This is a genomic window from Pseudomonas brassicacearum (genome assembly GCF_003732175.1).
GTDB lineage: Bacteria > Pseudomonadota > Gammaproteobacteria > Pseudomonadales > Pseudomonadaceae > Aquipseudomonas > Aquipseudomonas brassicacearum_G.
Genome location: NZ_MOBI01000016.1, coordinates 207957 through 224562, shown reverse-complemented (window position 1 = coordinate 224562; position 16606 = coordinate 207957). Strand labels below are relative to the sequence as shown.

General features: G+C 56.8%; 21 protein-coding genes. 12 read left to right on the top strand and 9 right to left on the bottom strand.

All coding sequences use genetic code 11. From position 1 onward, the window contains the following. Positions 1 to 217 precede the first annotated feature (217 nt). Entirely contained in the window at positions 218 to 781 is a 564-nt protein-coding gene (gene phaP, locus BK658_RS15500) for a TIGR01841 family phasin (RefSeq protein ID WP_123583026.1), read from the top strand. 35 nt (positions 782 to 816) lie between these two features. Here the strand turns inward: phaP and phaR are convergent, their stop codons facing one another. Beyond that, a complete protein-coding gene (gene phaR / locus BK658_RS15495; RefSeq protein WP_123583025.1) occupies positions 817 to 1350 on the bottom strand; it encodes a polyhydroxyalkanoate synthesis repressor PhaR in 534 nt (177 codons plus the stop codon). 360 nt (positions 1351 to 1710) lie between these two features. Between phaR and BK658_RS15490 the strand changes: the two genes are divergently transcribed. Continuing rightward, the gene (locus BK658_RS15490; RefSeq protein ID WP_123583024.1) at positions 1711 to 3276 is read left to right on the top strand and encodes a methyl-accepting chemotaxis protein; all 1566 of its coding nucleotides are present in this window, start codon (positions 1711 to 1713) and stop codon (positions 3274 to 3276) included. A gap of 426 nt (positions 3277 to 3702) precedes the next feature. Further along, a complete protein-coding gene (locus tag BK658_RS15485) occupies positions 3703 to 3900 on the top strand; it encodes a hypothetical protein (RefSeq protein WP_123583023.1) in 198 nt (65 codons plus the stop codon). Between the two features lie 99 nt (positions 3901 to 3999). Here BK658_RS15485 and BK658_RS15480 read toward each other — a convergent pair whose 3' ends face one another. After that, a complete protein-coding gene (locus BK658_RS15480; RefSeq protein ID WP_123583022.1) occupies positions 4000 to 5301 on the bottom strand; it encodes an NRAMP family divalent metal transporter in 1302 nt (433 codons plus the stop codon). Positions 5302 to 5512: 211 nt separating this feature from the next. On the opposite strand from BK658_RS15480, the gene BK658_RS15475 reads away from it, so the two are divergent. Then, positions 5513 to 5737 carry a DUF1652 domain-containing protein gene (locus BK658_RS15475; protein ID WP_311196263.1) on the top strand — a complete coding sequence of 75 codons (225 nt, stop codon included), beginning with the start codon at positions 5513 to 5515 and terminating at the stop codon, positions 5735 to 5737. 79 nt (positions 5738 to 5816) lie between these two features. Here the strand turns inward: BK658_RS15475 and osmE are convergent, their stop codons facing one another. Next, entirely contained in the window at positions 5817 to 6173 is a 357-nt protein-coding gene (osmE, locus tag BK658_RS15470) for an osmotically-inducible lipoprotein OsmE (RefSeq protein WP_123583021.1), read from the bottom strand. A gap of 410 nt (positions 6174 to 6583) precedes the next feature. Between osmE and BK658_RS15465 the strand changes: the two genes are divergently transcribed. Further along, positions 6584 to 6919: a hypothetical protein gene (locus tag BK658_RS15465; protein WP_123583103.1), complete on the top strand. Its 336-nt coding sequence runs from the start codon at positions 6584 to 6586 to the stop codon at positions 6917 to 6919. A 130-nt stretch (positions 6920 to 7049) separates the two neighbouring features. On the opposite strand, the gene BK658_RS15460 is transcribed toward BK658_RS15465, so the two are convergent. Continuing rightward, positions 7050 to 7628, bottom strand: a complete 579-nt coding sequence (locus BK658_RS15460) for a DUF4337 domain-containing protein (RefSeq protein WP_123583020.1) — start codon at positions 7626 to 7628, stop codon at positions 7050 to 7052. A 276-nt stretch (positions 7629 to 7904) separates the two neighbouring features. Between BK658_RS15460 and BK658_RS15455 the strand changes: the two genes are divergently transcribed. Then, positions 7905 to 8243 carry a hypothetical protein gene (locus BK658_RS15455; protein ID WP_123583019.1) on the top strand — a complete coding sequence of 113 codons (339 nt, stop codon included), beginning with the start codon at positions 7905 to 7907 and terminating at the stop codon, positions 8241 to 8243. A 129-nt stretch (positions 8244 to 8372) separates the two neighbouring features. Here BK658_RS15455 and BK658_RS15450 read toward each other — a convergent pair whose 3' ends face one another. Further along, entirely contained in the window at positions 8373 to 9278 is a 906-nt protein-coding gene (locus BK658_RS15450; protein WP_123583018.1) for a LysR family transcriptional regulator, read from the bottom strand. Between the two features lie 94 nt (positions 9279 to 9372). Between BK658_RS15450 and BK658_RS15445 the strand changes: the two genes are divergently transcribed. The 4 genes from BK658_RS15445 to BK658_RS15425 all read left to right on the top strand — a co-directional run bounded on the left by BK658_RS15445 (position 9373) and on the right by BK658_RS15425 (position 12117). Beyond that, positions 9373 to 10362, top strand: coding sequence for an SDR family oxidoreductase (locus BK658_RS15445; RefSeq protein WP_123583017.1), 990 nt, complete (start codon positions 9373 to 9375; stop codon positions 10360 to 10362). Positions 10363 to 10706: 344 nt separating this feature from the next. Then, positions 10707 to 11027 carry a YbjQ family protein gene (locus BK658_RS15435; protein ID WP_123583015.1) on the top strand — a complete coding sequence of 107 codons (321 nt, stop codon included), beginning with the start codon at positions 10707 to 10709 and terminating at the stop codon, positions 11025 to 11027. Between the two features lie 190 nt (positions 11028 to 11217). Continuing rightward, a complete protein-coding gene (locus tag BK658_RS15430; protein ID WP_123583014.1) occupies positions 11218 to 11409 on the top strand; it encodes a hypothetical protein in 192 nt (63 codons plus the stop codon). A 363-nt stretch (positions 11410 to 11772) separates the two neighbouring features. Further along, positions 11773 to 12117, top strand: a complete 345-nt coding sequence (locus BK658_RS15425; RefSeq protein WP_019689428.1) for a hypothetical protein — start codon at positions 11773 to 11775, stop codon at positions 12115 to 12117. A 131-nt stretch (positions 12118 to 12248) separates the two neighbouring features. Here the strand turns inward: BK658_RS15425 and BK658_RS15420 are convergent, their stop codons facing one another. Both BK658_RS15420 and BK658_RS15415 read right to left on the bottom strand, forming a co-directional pair. After that, a complete protein-coding gene (locus BK658_RS15420; RefSeq protein WP_019689429.1) occupies positions 12249 to 12575 on the bottom strand; it encodes a helix-turn-helix domain-containing protein in 327 nt (108 codons plus the stop codon). Next, positions 12556 to 12810: a type II toxin-antitoxin system RelE family toxin gene (locus tag BK658_RS15415; RefSeq protein ID WP_123583013.1), complete on the bottom strand. Its 255-nt coding sequence runs from the start codon at positions 12808 to 12810 to the stop codon at positions 12556 to 12558. The genes BK658_RS15420 and BK658_RS15415 overlap by 20 nt, the downstream gene beginning before the upstream one ends. Before the next feature lie 255 nt (positions 12811 to 13065). Between BK658_RS15415 and BK658_RS15410 the strand changes: the two genes are divergently transcribed. Beyond that, the gene (locus BK658_RS15410) at positions 13066 to 13758 is read left to right on the top strand and encodes an HAD-IA family hydrolase (RefSeq protein WP_123583012.1); all 693 of its coding nucleotides are present in this window, start codon (positions 13066 to 13068) and stop codon (positions 13756 to 13758) included. An 81-nt stretch (positions 13759 to 13839) separates the two neighbouring features. On the opposite strand, the gene BK658_RS15405 is transcribed toward BK658_RS15410, so the two are convergent. After that, a complete protein-coding gene (locus BK658_RS15405; protein ID WP_123583011.1) occupies positions 13840 to 14586 on the bottom strand; it encodes a 3-oxoacyl-ACP reductase family protein in 747 nt (248 codons plus the stop codon). Between the two features lie 125 nt (positions 14587 to 14711). On the opposite strand from BK658_RS15405, the gene BK658_RS15400 reads away from it, so the two are divergent. Beyond that, positions 14712 to 15635: a LysR family transcriptional regulator gene (locus BK658_RS15400; protein ID WP_123583010.1), complete on the top strand. Its 924-nt coding sequence runs from the start codon at positions 14712 to 14714 to the stop codon at positions 15633 to 15635. A 140-nt stretch (positions 15636 to 15775) separates the two neighbouring features. Here the strand turns inward: BK658_RS15400 and BK658_RS15395 are convergent, their stop codons facing one another. Then, entirely contained in the window at positions 15776 to 16510 is a 735-nt protein-coding gene (locus BK658_RS15395; protein ID WP_054593268.1) for a phosphoadenylyl-sulfate reductase, read from the bottom strand. Positions 16511 to 16606: the final 96 nt, after the last annotated feature.

Genomic DNA, 16606 nt, shown 5'->3' with positions numbered 1-16606 from the left:
GCCTGCGGCTCATTGATGAATGAAACCTTGGCTGTCCGCTTGATGTCAGGAGTCTATAGCGAATATCGGCAGTAGAGGAAAAACTTTTGTGCGCTGCACAAAAAACCATTGCCAAAAAAAAATGTGCGCTGCAAAATTAAATCTAGCGCGATGACCAGCAGGATCGCTATCGCGTCCTCAGGCCCGTGTCGGCCTTCCAGAATCAGGAGATTCAAGCATGTCTTTTTTCAACTCGGAAAAATTGCAAGACGCTCAGAAAGCCAACCTAGACCTCCTGCAGCAAATCAGCGGCAAAATCTTCTCCAGTGTTGAACAGCTCAGCCAACTGCAGTTCAAGACACTGCAGGCCTCCACCGAGGAACAATTCGACGTCTTTCGCAAGCTGCTGGCAGTCCGTGATCCACAAGGGTTCGCTGAGCTCCAGGCTTCTTTCACCCAGCCAAATGTGCAAGCCGAACGCTTGGCTGAGTTCAATCGCCAAGTGCAAGCGTTGATTGTCGGCACTCACTCGGAAATCACCAAACTGACCTCGCGTCAGGTCGAGGCGGGCACCCAGCAGGTGCAAGAGTTCGTTGACGTGATCAGCAAGAATGCACCGGCTGGCTCCGAGCCTGTTGTGGCCGCATTCAAGTCGTCGCTGGCGAATGCCGGTACCGTTTTTGAAAGCGCACAGAAAGCCGTAAAACAGGCTGCTGACGTTGCCCAGAGCGGTTTTGACGCAGCGACCGCAGCAGCCGGCAAAACCGCTCCAGGTGCCAAGGCCACAAGCGGCAACAAGTAAGTCACATTAGAGCGGTTGAACTGATGGCGATGGGTTTACTCCCCATCGCCATTTTTTTTCGTCCCGCCACCGGCAGCTGGCTTGCCTGGTGGCATGCCGCCGAACAGGCCGAAGAGGTTCTGAGTGTTCAGGTAGAGGGCTTTTGACTGGTCGACATACTGGCGCATCAAATCCTGCATGACCGGTGCTTGCTGGTGCATGAACTCGCTCCAGGCTTCAGAGGACTGAGCTCCGGTCTGGGACTGGATGTCGATAACCGTCTGGATGCTTTTATCCAGGTAGCTGCCGAGGACGCTCTGGTAGGGACCGTAGAACTGAATAATCCCCATGAGCATCTCACTGGAGAATATCGGCTCACCGCCACTTTCGGCTTCCAGAATGACCTGCAGCAAAATACTTCGGGTCAGATCCTCGCCGGTCTTGGCGTCGACCACCTCGAACGGGATTTTATCGACGACCAATTGGCGTATATCCGCAAGGGTCAAATGACTGCTGGTGTGCGTGTCATATAGACGGCGATTCGGGTACTTCTTGATCAGACGGGTGGTGTTCCGACTGTTATCTGTCATGCGGGGCTACTCATAGCGAGCCTGATTTACAGGCATCTTATCCTACTCTGATCACTGTCACTCCAATGCGTCGCCCCACGCGTCACGCGCTCGCAACTATTTGGTGGGCAGGGCTGATATCTCATTCCGCGTTGTTAGAGATGAGGCGAGCTTTCAGGTCGTCCATGAAAGTCTCCAGCCTGTTTGAAATGCTATTTATCCAGGGTATTCAACGATATAGCGACATGCTGATTTGGATCCGATCTAACTGAGTTGGTATAATGCAACTCATTGTTATTAAAGGGATTTTTAATAAAGCACAGCTAACCTTTTCCTGGTGTCTGCCGATGGCACTTTTACAGGACACAGGGAGCTGCAGGAATGAGAAACAACCAACCCGTTACGCAACGTGAAATCGCGCTTGCACCGCAACAAAAACTGATCTCGACAACAGATGCCCGAGGCGTCATCACTTACTGCAATGACGCCTTCGTCGAGATCAGTGGTTTCGACCGCGCCGATCTGATTGGCGCCCCTCAAAACATCGTTCGCCATCCTGATGTGCCACCCGCCGTTTTTGCCCATATGTGGGGTGCTCTCAAGCAAGGGAATCCCTGGATGGGGATCGTCAAGAACCGTTCCAGGAATGGCGATCACTACTGGGTCAACGCTTATGTCACGCCGATTTTTGAAGGCAGCCAAGTGGTTGGTTTTGAGTCGGTCCGGGTCAAACCCACCGCCGAACAGATCCGCCGCGCCGAAGCTCTCTACAAGCGCATCAGTCAGGGGAAACCGGCCATTCCCGCTCGAGACAAATGGCAACCTGTCCTCCAGGATTGCCTGCCGTATCTGGTTATGGGGCTGGCGGGCACTTTGGGGGGGATGTTGCTCAATTCCACGCTGGCTTTTGTCGTCGCGGCAGGCGTCTCGGTTCCGCTCGGCCTGATGACGTCCCGCTGGCAAAAGCGAGGCACTCTGCATCTGTTGCAGATGGCTGAATCTTCCACGTCCGATCAACTCATCGCGCAGATGTACAGCGATGAGTGTGGACCTCAAGCACGTTTGGAAACGGCTTTTGTCAGCCAGGATGCGCGCCTGAAAACCTGCCTGACACGCCTTCAAGACACTGCAGAGCAACTCAGCGGGCTTGCCGGGAGATCCAACGTTCTGGCGTCCGATAGCTCACAAGGTCTTGATCGTCAGCGTGTCGAAACCGAGCAAGTGTCCGCCGCGGTCAATCAAATGGCGGCGACCACACAGGAAGTCGCGAGCCATGTCCAGCGCACCGCTGATGCCACCCAGGAGGCTAACCAGCTGACCGGGCGCGGACGCGATGTGGCCAGAGACACCCGCGAAGCCATCGAGCGACTCTCCGCCGTGGTGGGTGAAACCGGGCAAACGGTGGCGCAGTTGGCCAAGGACAGCAATGAAATCGGAACAGTCGTCGACGTGATTAAGGGCATTGCCGATCAAACGAACCTGCTGGCCCTGAATGCCGCGATCGAAGCGGCACGTGCCGGCGATATGGGTCGAGGCTTCGCCGTGGTGGCTGACGAGGTTCGTCAGTTGGCGCAGCGCACGACCGAGTCGACGACACAGATCCATGGCCTGATCACCAAGCTCCAGGCGTCCTCCAATAACGCTGTGCAGACCATGGAAAACGGTCATCGTCAGGCCGAAGAGGGCGTGGCGTGGGTACTTGAGGCAGACAAGGCGTTGGTGGGTATCAGTGAAGCGGTAGCCAATATCACCGACATGACCACTCAGATTGCGGCTGCGACTGAAGAGCAAACCGCCGTTGCCGAGGAAATCAGCCGCAATATCAGCACCATTGCACACCTGGCAGATCAGACGTCAGAGCAAGCCCATCACTCGGCAGAGCTCAGCAACGAGCTGACGAAAACGGCGGCCACCCAGTACTCACTGGTCGAGCGGTTCAATCGATAGCCTGATTCTCTGCGTATATGGCAACAGTGCCACGCCGATCCCGAAGCAGGTGGGGTTGGCGTGGCACAAGACGCGCAGGGCAGATTCGTTTGGATTGCGCGATGGAGTGCCATGGATTGATTCATGCATGGATCGGGTCGTCAAACCCGGTCTCCCTGCTATCCGCACTCAAACAATGGGAACGGATATATTTCTTGGTAAATACGTTCACGGTATAGGCGAAGGTGCTTCCGAAATTGCTGTAGGGCAAATGATGGCGGTGTAGGAAGCAACGCTGCAAAGCCAGGTGCTTGTGCGCTTCCATGGGCTTCAGCGCTTCACACGAAGCAAGCCGGGGAGGGGGTATTCATTTCACACCTTCAGGGTAGAAAATGAATCAAAGCGCAGCACACCCGACGCAATCCGCCACCCGAAAGGACGAACGTTATGCAGAAACTGACCCTGCAACAGGCCGAGCTGGAAAAGGTACATGTGGAAATCGTCAAGCTGATGGCTGAGCAGCGCAAGCTGAACGCCGAGGCCGGCAAGATGACCCGTGAAACTTTTTGGTATCCGGTAGCTGTTGCGACGGGCCTGATCGGCACGGTGGCGGCAGTCACTGCGGTGTTGATCAAGCTTCTCTAAACACTATCAGGCCCTATTGATCCACGTCCCTTAATGCTGGCGGGTTATGTCGCCGTTGATGGCCGCGCAACCAACCCCTTCGCCACACCCCGGCCAGACTCACCCCGGTATAAACATTGCCACCGCCGCCGCACCCATGACAGCCGTCGCAACCCAGCCCAGAACGGTCAACGGCCGGCTCACCGTGAAATCACCCATCACCGACTTCTTCGAAACCGTCATGATGATGACGACCATCAGCGGTACCGCAACGATCCCGTTGATCACGGCACTCCAGAACAATGCTTTCATGGGGCTGATGGGCGAATACTGGATGGCGAGTGCAGCAAGCACGCTGATGGCGATGATGCTGTAGAAGCCTCGGGCGTTGCGCACTTTGCGTTCGAGGCCTTCGTTCCAACCCATCGCTTCGCAAAGGGCGTAGGCGCCAGAACCCGCCAGCACCGGCACGCCGATCATGCCCACGCCCAGTATGCCAAGGGCGAAGAGCAGGTAGGCGAAGTCGCCGGCGAGTGGCCGCAATGCGCTGGCTGCTTGCGCCGCAGTGTTGATGTCGGTCACGCCCGCCACATTAAGGGTCACGGCCGTCGCGAGAATGATGAAGTAGGCGGTGATGTTGGAGTAGAGCATGCCGCTCCAGGTGTCCCAGCGGATGCGTCGCAGTTCCTTGCGCGCGCTGCGCGGGTCTTGATTGAGCGGTGCACTGCGAGGGGTTCTCTGCATGTCCTCGACCTCTTCAGAGGTCTGCCAGAAAAACAGATAAGGGCTGATGGTCGTGCCGAAAAGCGCCACGACGACTGCGGCGGCGGTAGCGTCCGGGGTGAATCTGGGCCAGACCGTGCGCAAGGCGACCTGCTCCCACGGGATATGCACCGTAAACAGCACGGCTGCGTAAGCCAGCAGCGAAAGCGTCAGCCACTTCAGGAAAAAAACGTAGCGGTGGTAAGGGACGAACATTTGTAGCGCCAGCGTCCCGAACACGAAGATTGCAGTCATCAGGTGTCGATTGACGCCGCTGACCAGCTCCGCAACTTCTCCCATGGCAGCCACGTCGGCGGCAATGTTCAGCGTATTGGCGATGAGCAGTAGCAGCACCACGCTTTGTAGTACGGTCGGCGAAAACGCTGTTTTGATGTTGGCGGCGAGTCCCTTTCCGGTCACTCGGCCGAGGTTTGCGCACATCGATTGAACGGCGGCCATCAAAGGAAAGGCTAGTGGCATTGTCCACAGCATGTTCAGGCCGAATTGAGCGCCCGCTTGTGAGTAGGTGGCGATGCCGCTGGGGTCGTCATCGGCCACGCCGGTAATGAGTCCAGGCCCCAGCTTCGCCAGAGGATGTTCTTTCAGGCGTCCCCACAGAACCCGAAAGACATTCGCGCGCTGAGTGCTCTCGACTTCCATTGATACACCTCGATAGTACTGTGACGGGCGGAGTGTGGATTGAGGGACACCGTCGAAGATGAATGCCGTCCACCTGCGATAAGCGTAGACGTTAAGGTTACCCACCACTGCGAAACGGTCTAACAGTCGGCTACTCGAGGCGTAGATTGAAAACACCGTCACTGCGCACGGTGGTTTGAGGTCTGTGTTCAGGCATTAATGCTTCTGGCCCCTGCCACAACATCAAACAAGAGCACCTCGGCTGGCTCCTGTTCTGAAAGGCGTCATCATTGAGTTACGTCACCTCATCGAATCAGCTTTCCTACCCCTTTCCTGCCAATGTCGAGTTGATCCGGGCGGATCGCTGCATGCTCAGATTTTCGAACCGGTCACTGGCCGAGGGCACGACCTCAAGGCCACCCATGAACGGCAGGGATTGCACAGGACCAGAATGTAAAAGGCCGGAGCCGATCAAGCGTCCGGCCGAAACCCTGCGCTACTTTTGTTGGGGCAGGTGTTGCTGCATTGCATCAACTTTAGTACCCGCCACCGCCTCCCATGCTGCCGGATGGCTCTCTGGCTTTTTGTTGCACATGACTCCATTCCGCGCACGTCATAAAGCTCTTGTGGTCGACTTTGCCTCGGCCATCAAAACTGACATTGAACGTGTGCTTTTGGCCGGCTTGCGTGAGCATGTAGTCAAAACAGGTGCCAGGCTCGACGGTGCGATCACTGATTGATAAAGGCTTGCCACCGATTTGCTGGACTTGATCCTTGCTCATGCCCATTTCTACCTTTGCGACCAGCGGTTGCTCTCGATAGACCGATGTCTCGGAGCTGCATCCAGCCACCGCGGACAGCACGACGACCAGCGCAAATAGAGGGGTGTTCATGACTGGGCTCCCGATAATGAGTGTCGTGAAGAAACTCCTGGGTGCATCAATAGAAGTAAAGTCAAGTTCGGCGGTGCGCGCCAAATATTCTCAGGGCTGAGGCATTGGCGTGCGAGGGAAAGGCAGATAACAGAAAGCCCACGCGTGGTGGGCTTTTTGTTTGGGGGCTGGTTCCGTCAGCGATTTGGAGTGTGCTCCTGGGCCCAGAGGCTATCAACGACGAGGCGACGAAGCGTCAAGCCAGAATGCGGGACTTGCGAAAAGGAGCAGGAACGACTTTCAGATGCGCGCGAAAAGGTTCCTTTTCGATAGATTTGTTCTCAATTTTGCAACAGAGCGTTCCCTCAATTACGCTGGATGTCTACCCGGCCTCGCGTTACATTTGCCACATTTTATTGCAGAGAATAATTATGCGAGTTTTGATAGGTGCGCTTGCTGTTGCAGCGTTGGCTGGGTGCTCTTTGCCGGCCTCCTTGGTTCCGGGAGAACCGAATGTCAGCGAGATCACTGCCAAGGTTCCCAAGGATTACGCCCAGTGCGTTCTGCCGGCCTGGCAGCGCGAGATCCCTAAAACCACACAGACTACGATTTCAAACGGCTACAGGATTACTGCGCCAAGCGTTGTGACGGCCGATGAGACGCTGGATATCGTGAAGTACAAGAATGGGAGCCGCATTTCGCTGTATCAAGGCCCGCCGTGGGCCAAGTCCAGTGCGCTGATGAAGTCGGTGCACGACTGTTTGTAGCTCATAAGTCTTATGCAGCGACAAGGAGTCCGTGATCTCGATCCTGGGCGCCTTGTTTCCCACGAAATCGTTCGATAGGCGCTCAAAAGTCAGGGTGGCGGGGGGAGCTGACGTCGCCCCCCTCAAAAACTTATAGATGCAACCACGCCAGCGAACCCAGCACGACGCTAATGCCTGCTGCACTGTACGCCACCCGTTTCAGCCATTCCTTGCGCGTCAACAAGGTGATCGCCGCCAGTGATATGGCAATCTGAATCGCCGTCATCGCCTGTGCCCAGCGGTGATGCTGGTGCAATACCAATTCTGACTTTGCATCCCACTCGCGAGCTTCCGCTTCGAGTATCTCCGCCTGCTTGCGCACCGCTTCTTTTTCAGTTTTGTAGCGTTGCGCTTCGGCGGTGTAGTGCGCAGCATCGAGGCCGGGGATGTGTATCGCCAGTTCAGACAGGTTTTGTCGGCTGGATTTGGCCTGGTAGTAATTCCATTGGTTGGAGGCTTCGGTTTTCTTGATGGCGGCGTTGTTCTTGTCCATGGCCGCTTCGCTTTCCGTGGAGCCCGCCTGATAGCTGAGCATGGCACCGATGGTTGCCATGATTGCCGTCATCACCGCAATCTTGCTGGCGAAACTGTCCCCGCGGGCCTGGGCGTGTTCGGTAGCGTGTTCCAGATGCTTTTCGTGCGGACTAGGGACTTCGAAGTCTTCAGTCATGACTTTGATCTTTGGGGAGTGAATAAGTGTCAAATTGTAACGGTAGTGTTTGTCAAAGGCGCTACCTCAATGCGCCGCTTTCGGATTTTTTATTCGGGAAACCACGAAGTTTTCACCTCTATCCGACGCTAACCCTACAACCCGAAACCCAAGCTCTGCGGCGCCGTTGACTGAGAGTGAGGAGGTACAGGCAAAGGGCAGGACTCAAAGGGTAACGTTGACGCAAATCGCCTTAACGATTCACGCGTGTGTAATCCACTTATTCAGGAGTTACCTATGTCCATCGGAGCAATTTCGGCTTCCAACCCAGTGACTATCAACGGGCTCAGTTCTGCCCAAAGTCAGCCCAAGGCGCAAGCCGATCAGGCAACTGCATCCACCAGCTCCACCAGCGTTGCCAGTAACGTTGCGGCAGCATCGAAAGAAGCCAACGAGACCGCAGCACAAACTGCTCAAGAGGCTGGGCATGGTGATCATCAAGCTCAACTATTGATGCAGAAGCATCAACACAAACACCTGCACGTAGGTGCTGCAACGCCGTCCAAAGCGCCTGCTACCGGGGTTGTGAATGGTAATGGGCAGATAACCGGCGAGCTCATCAACACTAAAGCTTAACCCGTCGGATAGTGTGCTGAAGGCTGGTGAATTCTGCGCGAGCAGGGTTTGCCAGTTGCGATTTGAAGTACGTCAGTAACGTCAGTGCTTATTAAAAGCTACACCGAGTAAGCCGTCCCCTTTAGCAATTCAATAATCCAGAGCGTCCTGATTGGCATAGTGCTGCAACCCTTCAACCAATGCGTCGAAGGTCGTGCGGCATCGCGGGCTATTGCGCAAGTCCTCGTGCATGGTGACCCAGGTTTCCAGTCCCAGCGAAAACGACGTCGACAGCACGCGTTGCAATGCTGCATCACGCTTGGCCAGCGGAACCTGGCAGAAGCCGATACCGGCCCCCGCGCGTATCAATGCTAACTGCGCCAGATCGCTGTCGCTGCTCAGTGAGAAGAGCTGGCGGTCAATGCCTTTGATGGACTTGCTGATACTGCGGATAAAGGCGTTCGGCTGGTCGTAGCCGATGATCGAATGGCCGGCCAGTTCGTTGAGGTCGCGCGGCATGCCATGTTGGCTCAAGTACTCGGCGCGCGCATGCAGCCCGAGTTCGATTTGACCGATCCGGCGTGCCACGAGTTGCTCTTGGCGGGGGCGCATCATGCGCACGGCGATGTCCGCTTCGAGCTGCAAGAGATCGACCACGCGGTTAGTCAGTACGAGTTCTACTTTCAACGCCGGGTGCTGTTGGCGAAGCCGGGTGATGATAGGCGGCAACACCTCGACGCCAATCACGTCGCTGGCTGAAATACGGACAATCCCGTGTACAGCCGCGCCCTGACTTGAGGCGGCTCGCTCAATCGAGGCCGCTGTATTTTCCATGGTTTGTGCGTGGGCGCGCAGGGTCAGTGCCACTTCAGTGGGTATCAGCCCTGTTTGTGATCGTGTAAACAAAACAACACCCAGCGCCTTTTCGAGCGCGGCGATGTGCCGGCCGACCGTTGGCTGTGTGATGCCGAGCAAGCGCGCCGCGCCCGACAGCGATCCTTCATTGAGTACGCCCAGGAAGGATCGATAGAGCTCCCAACCAATATTCGATGCCATGCATAAATGTATAGCGTCTCACTGATCTTCTGCAATTTATCTATAGCGTCCATTCGCTCAGGATCAAGCCCTCTATAACCTTGAGGCGTCAGGCATGAACAGCAATAAAGTGCTGGTACTGGGAGCGACAGGAGGGATTGGCGGGGAAGTGGCGCGTCAATTGAAAGACGCCGGTTGGGAGGTGTGCGCGCTAACACGTCATCTCGAAAAGGCTGTCAATCAACAAGCGGACATCACGTGGTTACGCGGTGATGCGCTGAATCGGCAGGATGTTATCGAGGCCGCGAAGGGCTGCTCGGTGATTGTGCATGCGGTCAATCCACCGGGCTATCGTCGATGGCCGGAACTGGTGTTGCCGATGCTCGACAACACCATCGCTGCGGCCGTGGTCGAGGGTGCAACCATCGTGCTGCCCGGCACGGTTTATAACTTTGGCCCTGATGCTTTTCCGGTAGTGCATGAAAGCTCACCGCAGCAGCCGCTTACCCGAAAAGGTGCTATTCGGGTGGAGATGGAGCAACGCTTGCGCGAGGCTGCTGACAATGGTGCTCGTGCGCTGATCGTTCGCGCCGGAGATTTTTTCGGGCCGCGAGCCGGTAGCAACTGGTTTTCCCTAGGCTTGATCAAGCCGGGGAAGCCCGTCAAAGCAGTGAGTTATCCTGGCGAGCAGGGCGTTGCTCATCAGTGGGCCTATCTGCCTGACGTCGCGCGGACCATAGTCGAGTTGCTGGAGCGCCGCACCACACTTCAAGCCTTTGAAAGATTTCATATGGCTGGTCATCTGGATACCGACGGTACCCGAATGAGCCGTGCTATCCAGCGTGTTGTTTATCGGCACACGGGCATCGAGCCGCGTGTGACAGCGTTTCCGTGGTGGTTGCTGAAAATGGCTTCGCCTTTTGTTGTGACCTTCCGTGAAATGCTGGAGATGCGTTATTTGTGGAGCACACCGTTGCAGATGGACAATGCGCGATTGATCGAGGTGCTGGGGAGCGAACCGCATACGCCGTTGGATGAGGCTGTCGAAGCGGCGTTGGTGGGCATGGGGTGTATTCGACGAGACGGCTTGGCGACTTTTTCCTGATGCAAGAGCGCTAACAGGTGTCTTCATTGGTGGTCACTGACCGACTTGAGTTTCGCAGACAAAGTAATTGCTCTTTCGATTCTTGGCCGTGAGATCTACCGTCAGCTTTTTGGCAGCAGCAAGGCATTGTTTGTAAGCGTCAGCGCGTACCCAGTGTTCGACGGGTATCACCTGGCAGTCAGTGCGGGTGGCGTCAGTGCATAGGTACAGCAGTAAAAATACCGTCATACAGCCTCCTGTGCACCCAACATCAAAACCGCGGGTTGAACTTAGTCCTTAGTATGTATGTCTCTCCAGCCTCAGTCAGCAGCATGGCTGATACTCAGTCAATAAAGGAATGCCACGTGATCATCACCACCACCCAATCCATCGAAGGCCGTCAGATCGCAGCCTACCTGGACATTGTCAGCGCCGAATCCGTGCAGGGCATCAACGTTGTGCGGGATATGTTCGCCGGAATGCGGGATTTCTTCGGCGGGCGTTCCCAGACGTTGGAAAGGGCGTTGAAGGAGGCGCGAGCCCAGGCAACGGAAGAGCTCAAGGAGCGTGCACAGAGTCTTCGGGCGGATGCGGTGGTCGGGGTGGACTTCGAGATCAGTATGCCCTCGGGCAGGGGCAGCATGCTGGTGGTGTTTGTGACCGGAACGGCGGTGACGCTCAAATAGGCTGATTGACGTTTTATCTGTCAGAAACAGGTCGAGGAAGTCAGAGGCTTTTCCTGGCCGTTCGTCGGGTGTTGGACAATTGAATTATTGGTCTGGGAATGACCGACTAGTCTCAGAAACCTTGAAGGTCGGTATTTTTTTTAGGCAATCAGTTGCTTGCCGGTATCGATCTGTCTGGAGGGACTGATAGATGAGCATTCCTTACATTGAAGATGATGGCGCTGAGTATCCGGTCAACAATTGTGTGCAATGTGGTCAGACGGATTATGTGGCGGGGTTTGGTGAAACGCCGACCAAGCCGGGCAAGGCCAGGCTGCCGGCGGTGACAAAAACCACCGCAAAGCCGTTCATGCCCAAGGTCTCAGTGCCTGTACGCAAGTAATCGAAAGGTATGCAGACCCCGCCATTGAACGGGGTTTTTTGTGAGTGATGTATGAGCGTGCGGCGTGGCGCAGGGGGAGTGGAGGCTTGCGACGTGTCATGCGCGGTATCAACATTATTGATTCTCGGGCGTTTCTTTCACGCTTCTTTCACAAGCCTATCCGTAGGCTCAACTGATCCGTTAAAAAGCAATTCCATTAGCCCGTCTCCCCAGCGGGCTTTTTTTTGCCTGCGATAAAACTCTTTGCGTATAAACTGTCCAACCCTCGCGCTCATGAGGGTTGGGCCGGTTCTTCGACTGAACCGACGGCCTTTTTAAGCATCCGGTTTTTTACTAATCAGTACCCTTTTTGAGGTTCATGTCATGCGTTTAACTTTGCCTGCTCTGGTTCTGGGTCTTCTGGTCGCTCAAGGCGCAATGGCTGGTGATGGCAGCGCAGCGCTCGGCGGCGGCCTGGGTGGTGCGCTGGGTAATGTGGTCGGTCAGAAGCTCGGTGGCAGCACCGGCGCGGCGATCGGTGCTGGCGTTGCAGGCGCGGCAGGCAGTGCTGCCGGCGCACGCAAAGGTCACCGAGCCAAAGCTGCAATCGGCGGTGGTGTAGGCGCGGCGGGTGGTTCGGTCATCGGCAACTCGCTGGGCGGCAAGACCGGCTCCGCCATCGGTGCAGGCCTTGGTGGCGCAGCCGGCGGCGCGCTCATGGGCAAGTAAGCGCACTGATACCAGCGGTACGATTTGAAAAAGCCCGGCTGATTGCCGGGCTTTTTCATTCTGGGGCACTCGACCCCTGGCACCCCATGCTAGTGCGCTGCCTGAATTCAGAACCTGCAATGACCCGGACTTCACAACTCCAGCTGATCAGCCCTGATCCCGAACGCCATGGCGATCTTTTCCCGAGTGGCGCGACGCGGTTTGTTCACCGCCTCTTGCTGGGCGAACGCAGGTTGTGAAATCCCCATCCGCTTTGCCACTTCTTCCTGAGTCAGGTTCAAGTGTTCACGCCAGGCGCGGATTGGGGTAGCACCGTCGACAATACGGCTGACCACCTGATGAGGAATCAGCTCGGTGCCGCCGTGTTGAGCGACATATTGCTGGTAGGGGATGACCACAAAGGCCGGCTCACCGTCCGGGCCGTTGATGATTTGTATGTCAGTAGGTGCGTTCGTCACGTTTTTTGACCTCTTGAATGCTGACTACCTGGACTGAGCCGTCCCAGTCAAACAGAACCCGGTAGCTACCGACTCTCAGGCGATACCCGCAATCGTGCAGGGCCAGCGCCTTGACGTTGACTACGTCGGGCATGCGCTCCAGTTGCGTCACGGCATCGCGGATTTGTGCCCGGTGCTCCGTGTGTACCCTGAGCAATTGCTTTACGGCTTTGCGGGTCCAGTAGATTTCGTTCATGAGAGCTTAATAAGTCTTCCATAAGTTATGCAATGGTTTTCTTATATTTCTATAAGTAACCGCGTGGCGCTTCCCTTGCGCTCACTACACACCCTAGGTCGTGATCCGAGGGCGGGGGGCGGCAAACAGTTGCCGCATGTGAACAGCGCTCGCTATGCTGCTGAGCCCTTCGATTGATCCGTCTTTGATCGATCAAGGCACTGGCCGTACCTGAGCCGCCTCCCGGAATGTTGTGTTGATAACGGATCAGATGCGATGAATGCACCGCTCGACTTCGGCCCGATCAAGGCCGTGATTTTCGATATGGATGGTTTGCTGCTCGATACCGAGGGTATCTACACCGAGGTCACGCAAATCATTGCCGAACGCTACGGCCGAACCTTCGACTGGCACATCAAGCAGAACATCATCGGCCGCGGTGCTGGTGATCTGGCGCGCTATGTCGTCGAGGCGCTGGAGCTGCCGATCAGTGCCGAAGAGTTTCTGCTGATCCGCGAGCCGTTGATGCGTGAACGTTTCCCGCGTGCGCTGGCGATGCCGGGAGCGCGGGAGCTGGTTGAGCATTTGAAGGCGAACAATATTCCGATTGCCGTGGGCACCAGCTCTTCGAGTCAGTCCTTCGGGCAGAAAACCACATTGCATGGCGATTGGTTTGCGCTATTCGACACCATTGTGACCGCTGATGACCCTGAGGTCGGCGCGGCGAAACCAGCGCCGGATATTTTCCTCACCGCCGCGCGACGTTTGGGTGTGGCGCCGCGCGATTGCCTGGTGTTTGAAGACTCGCCGTTTGGCGTCACAGCAGCAAAAGCGGCGGGGATGACCGCAATTGCTGTGCCGGATGCGGCCATGGCCGACGAAAAATACGCGCATGCCGACAGCATTCTTCGTACGTTGAAAGCGTTCCAGCCGCACGCGTATGGCTTGCCGGCACTTGAACAGATGTAACGGGCAAACGCTGAACGACAAAACGCCGGGCAACCTGATCAAAGGTTGCCCGGCGTTTTTTTATGCTGCCAAAACGCTGAATCAGGCGCCAAAACCACCGTCGATACTCAGGCTGGCGCCGGTGATGTAGCCGGCTTCGGGGCCGACCAGGTAAGCAACGAAACTGGCAATCTCGGAGGCGGTGCCATAACGACCAACGGCCATCAACGGGATCAGGCTCTCGGCGAACTCACCGTGAGCCGGGTTCATGTCGGTATCGACCGGACCAGGCTGCACGTTATTGATGGTGATGCCTCGCGGGCCCAAGTCGCGGGACAGGCCTTTGGTCAGGCCGACCAGCGCCGCCTTGCTCATGGCGTAAGGGCCGCCACCGGCGAAGGGCATGCGGTCGGCGTTGGTGCTGCCGATGTTGATGATGCGACCGCCTGCGGTCATGTGTTTGGCCGCTTCTTGAGTCGCGATGAACACACTGCGTACGTTGATCGCCAGGGTTTGGTCGAAGTCTTCGAGTTTGAAGTCTTCCAGCGGGGCGACGGCCAGCACACCGGCGTTGTTGACCAGAATATCGAGGCGACCAAAGCTTTCGACGGTGCTGTTGACGGCATTGCGAATGGCTGCTGCATCAGCGCTGTCGGCTTTGATGGCCAGGGCTTTGCCACCGGTAGCGATGATGCTGTTCTGCAATTCTTCAGCCTTGGCTGCCGAGCTGACATAAGTGAAGGCAACCGAAGCGCCTTCAGCGGCCAGGCGTTTGACGATGGCGGCGCCGATGCCGCGGGAGCCGCCCTGGATCAGCGCTACTTTACCGCTAAGGTTCTGAGTGGTCATGTCGATCTCCAAAGTCCCGAGGCGAGATGTCTCGGTTGATGGAGCCTAGTATCGATACTGGATTACCCCCTGTGTAGACGGTCATTGCTATAGTCTGTGTAAACCAAAAGTTTATAGTGGCGGCCATGGAAACCTTCAGCAGTATCGAATGCTTCGTGCGCAGCGCCGAGGTCGGCAGCTTCGCCGAAGCCGCGCGGCGCTTGAGCCTGACCCCGGCGGCGGTCGGCAAAAGTGTCGCCAAGCTTGAGTCGCGCCTGGGTGTTCGGCTGTTTCAGCGCAGTACACGCAGCCTGACGTTGACCGAAGCCGGTCAGCTGTTTCTCGGCGAAGTCAGTGCCAGTCTGCACACCATTCAGAACGCGGTGGCCAATCTGGCCAGTGCCGAAGGGCGTCCGGCCGGGACGCTGAAAGTCAGCATGGGCACGGTGTTTGGGCGGCTGTACATCGTGCCGCTGCTGGGTGAGTTTCTGCGGCGTTTTCCGGCGATCAATCCGGATTGGCATTTTGATAACCGCCAGGTCGATTTGATCGGCCAAGGTTTTGACGCGGCGATTGGTGGCGGTTTTGAACTGCCGCCAGGAGTGGTGGTGCGTAAGCTGACGCCGGCCCATCGAGTGTTGGTGGCATCCAGGGACTATCTGGCGCAACGCGAGGCGATTCGCGAGCCGGATGATTTAAGCGACTGCGACGGGATTCTGATTCGTTCACCGCAGACGGGCCGCGTGCGCTCCTGGCAACTGACCAGCCGTCGTCAGGAACACAGCCCGCTGAGCCTCAAGGCGCGGATGACCATGAGTGACTCCGAAGCGGCTTGCGCCACTGCGGCGCAAGGCTTGGGTATTGCACTGGTGAGCATGCCGTTTGCGGTCGGCTACCTGAATGCCGGCACTTTGCAGCGCGTGCTGCCGGACTGGTACGTCGATGACGGCAATATCTCGATCTACTACGCCGAACACAAACTGTTGCCGGGCAAGACGCGGGCGTTCGTGGATTTCATCATCGAGCAGTTCGCCGAGCAGCAGTTGGCGCAGCGGTTCAGTGCTGTTTGAGCTTGGTGCAGGATCGAGGTGCTGCCATCGCGGGCAAGCCACGCTCCCACATGGGATCTCCATTGATTGCAAATTTTGCATACGACACGGAGCTGATGTGGGAGCGTGGCTCCCACAGGGGGAATTTCGCAGGGCGGGGATCAGGCTTTCTGGATGATGTTGCCCGCGTGCAAGCCGCATTCTTTCTGCGTGGCTTCTTCCCACCACCAGCGACCTTCGCGCTCGTGCTGGTTTGGCAGCACCGGGCGGGTGCACGGTTCACAGCCAATGCTGATAAAGCCGCGTTCATGCAGGCTGTTGTACGGCAGCTCCAGCATGCGGATATAGCCCCAGATCTCTTCGCTGGTCATTTGTGCCAGCGGGTTGAATTTGTACAGGGTGCGCTCTGGCGTCGAGAACGCGCTGTCGATTTCCAGCACGGCAACCTGGCTACGGGTGCCCGGGCTCTGGTCGCGACGCTGGCCGGTGGCCCAGGCGCTGACAGTGGACAGCTTGCGCCGTAGCGGTTCGATCTTGCGGATGCCGCAGCATTCGCCATGGCCATCCTTGTAGAAGCTGAACAGGCCTTTTTCTTTGACGAACGGTTCAAGCTTTGTATGGTCCGGCGAGACCAGTTCGATCTCGATCTTGTAGTGCTCGCGTACCTGATCGATGAAGCGATAGGTTTCCGGATGCAGGCGTCCGGTGTCGAGGCTGAAGACCTTGACGTTCTTGTTGATTTTCCAGGCCATGTCCACCAGCACGACGTCTTCGGCGCCGCTGAAGGAGATCCACAGGTCGTCCCCGAACTCGGCAAAGGCGAGTTTGAGAATGTCCTGGGCGGATTTGGTGGCATAGGTCGCGGCAAGTTCAGTGACGTCGAACGATGGGCTCATCAGGGCGGTTTCCTACAGGTCGGTGGCGCTAAGCGCTCTATATGGTGGCGATGGTAGCAAAATCCCGAGAAGACGGGGGCGCTCGTCTGCGTTGCG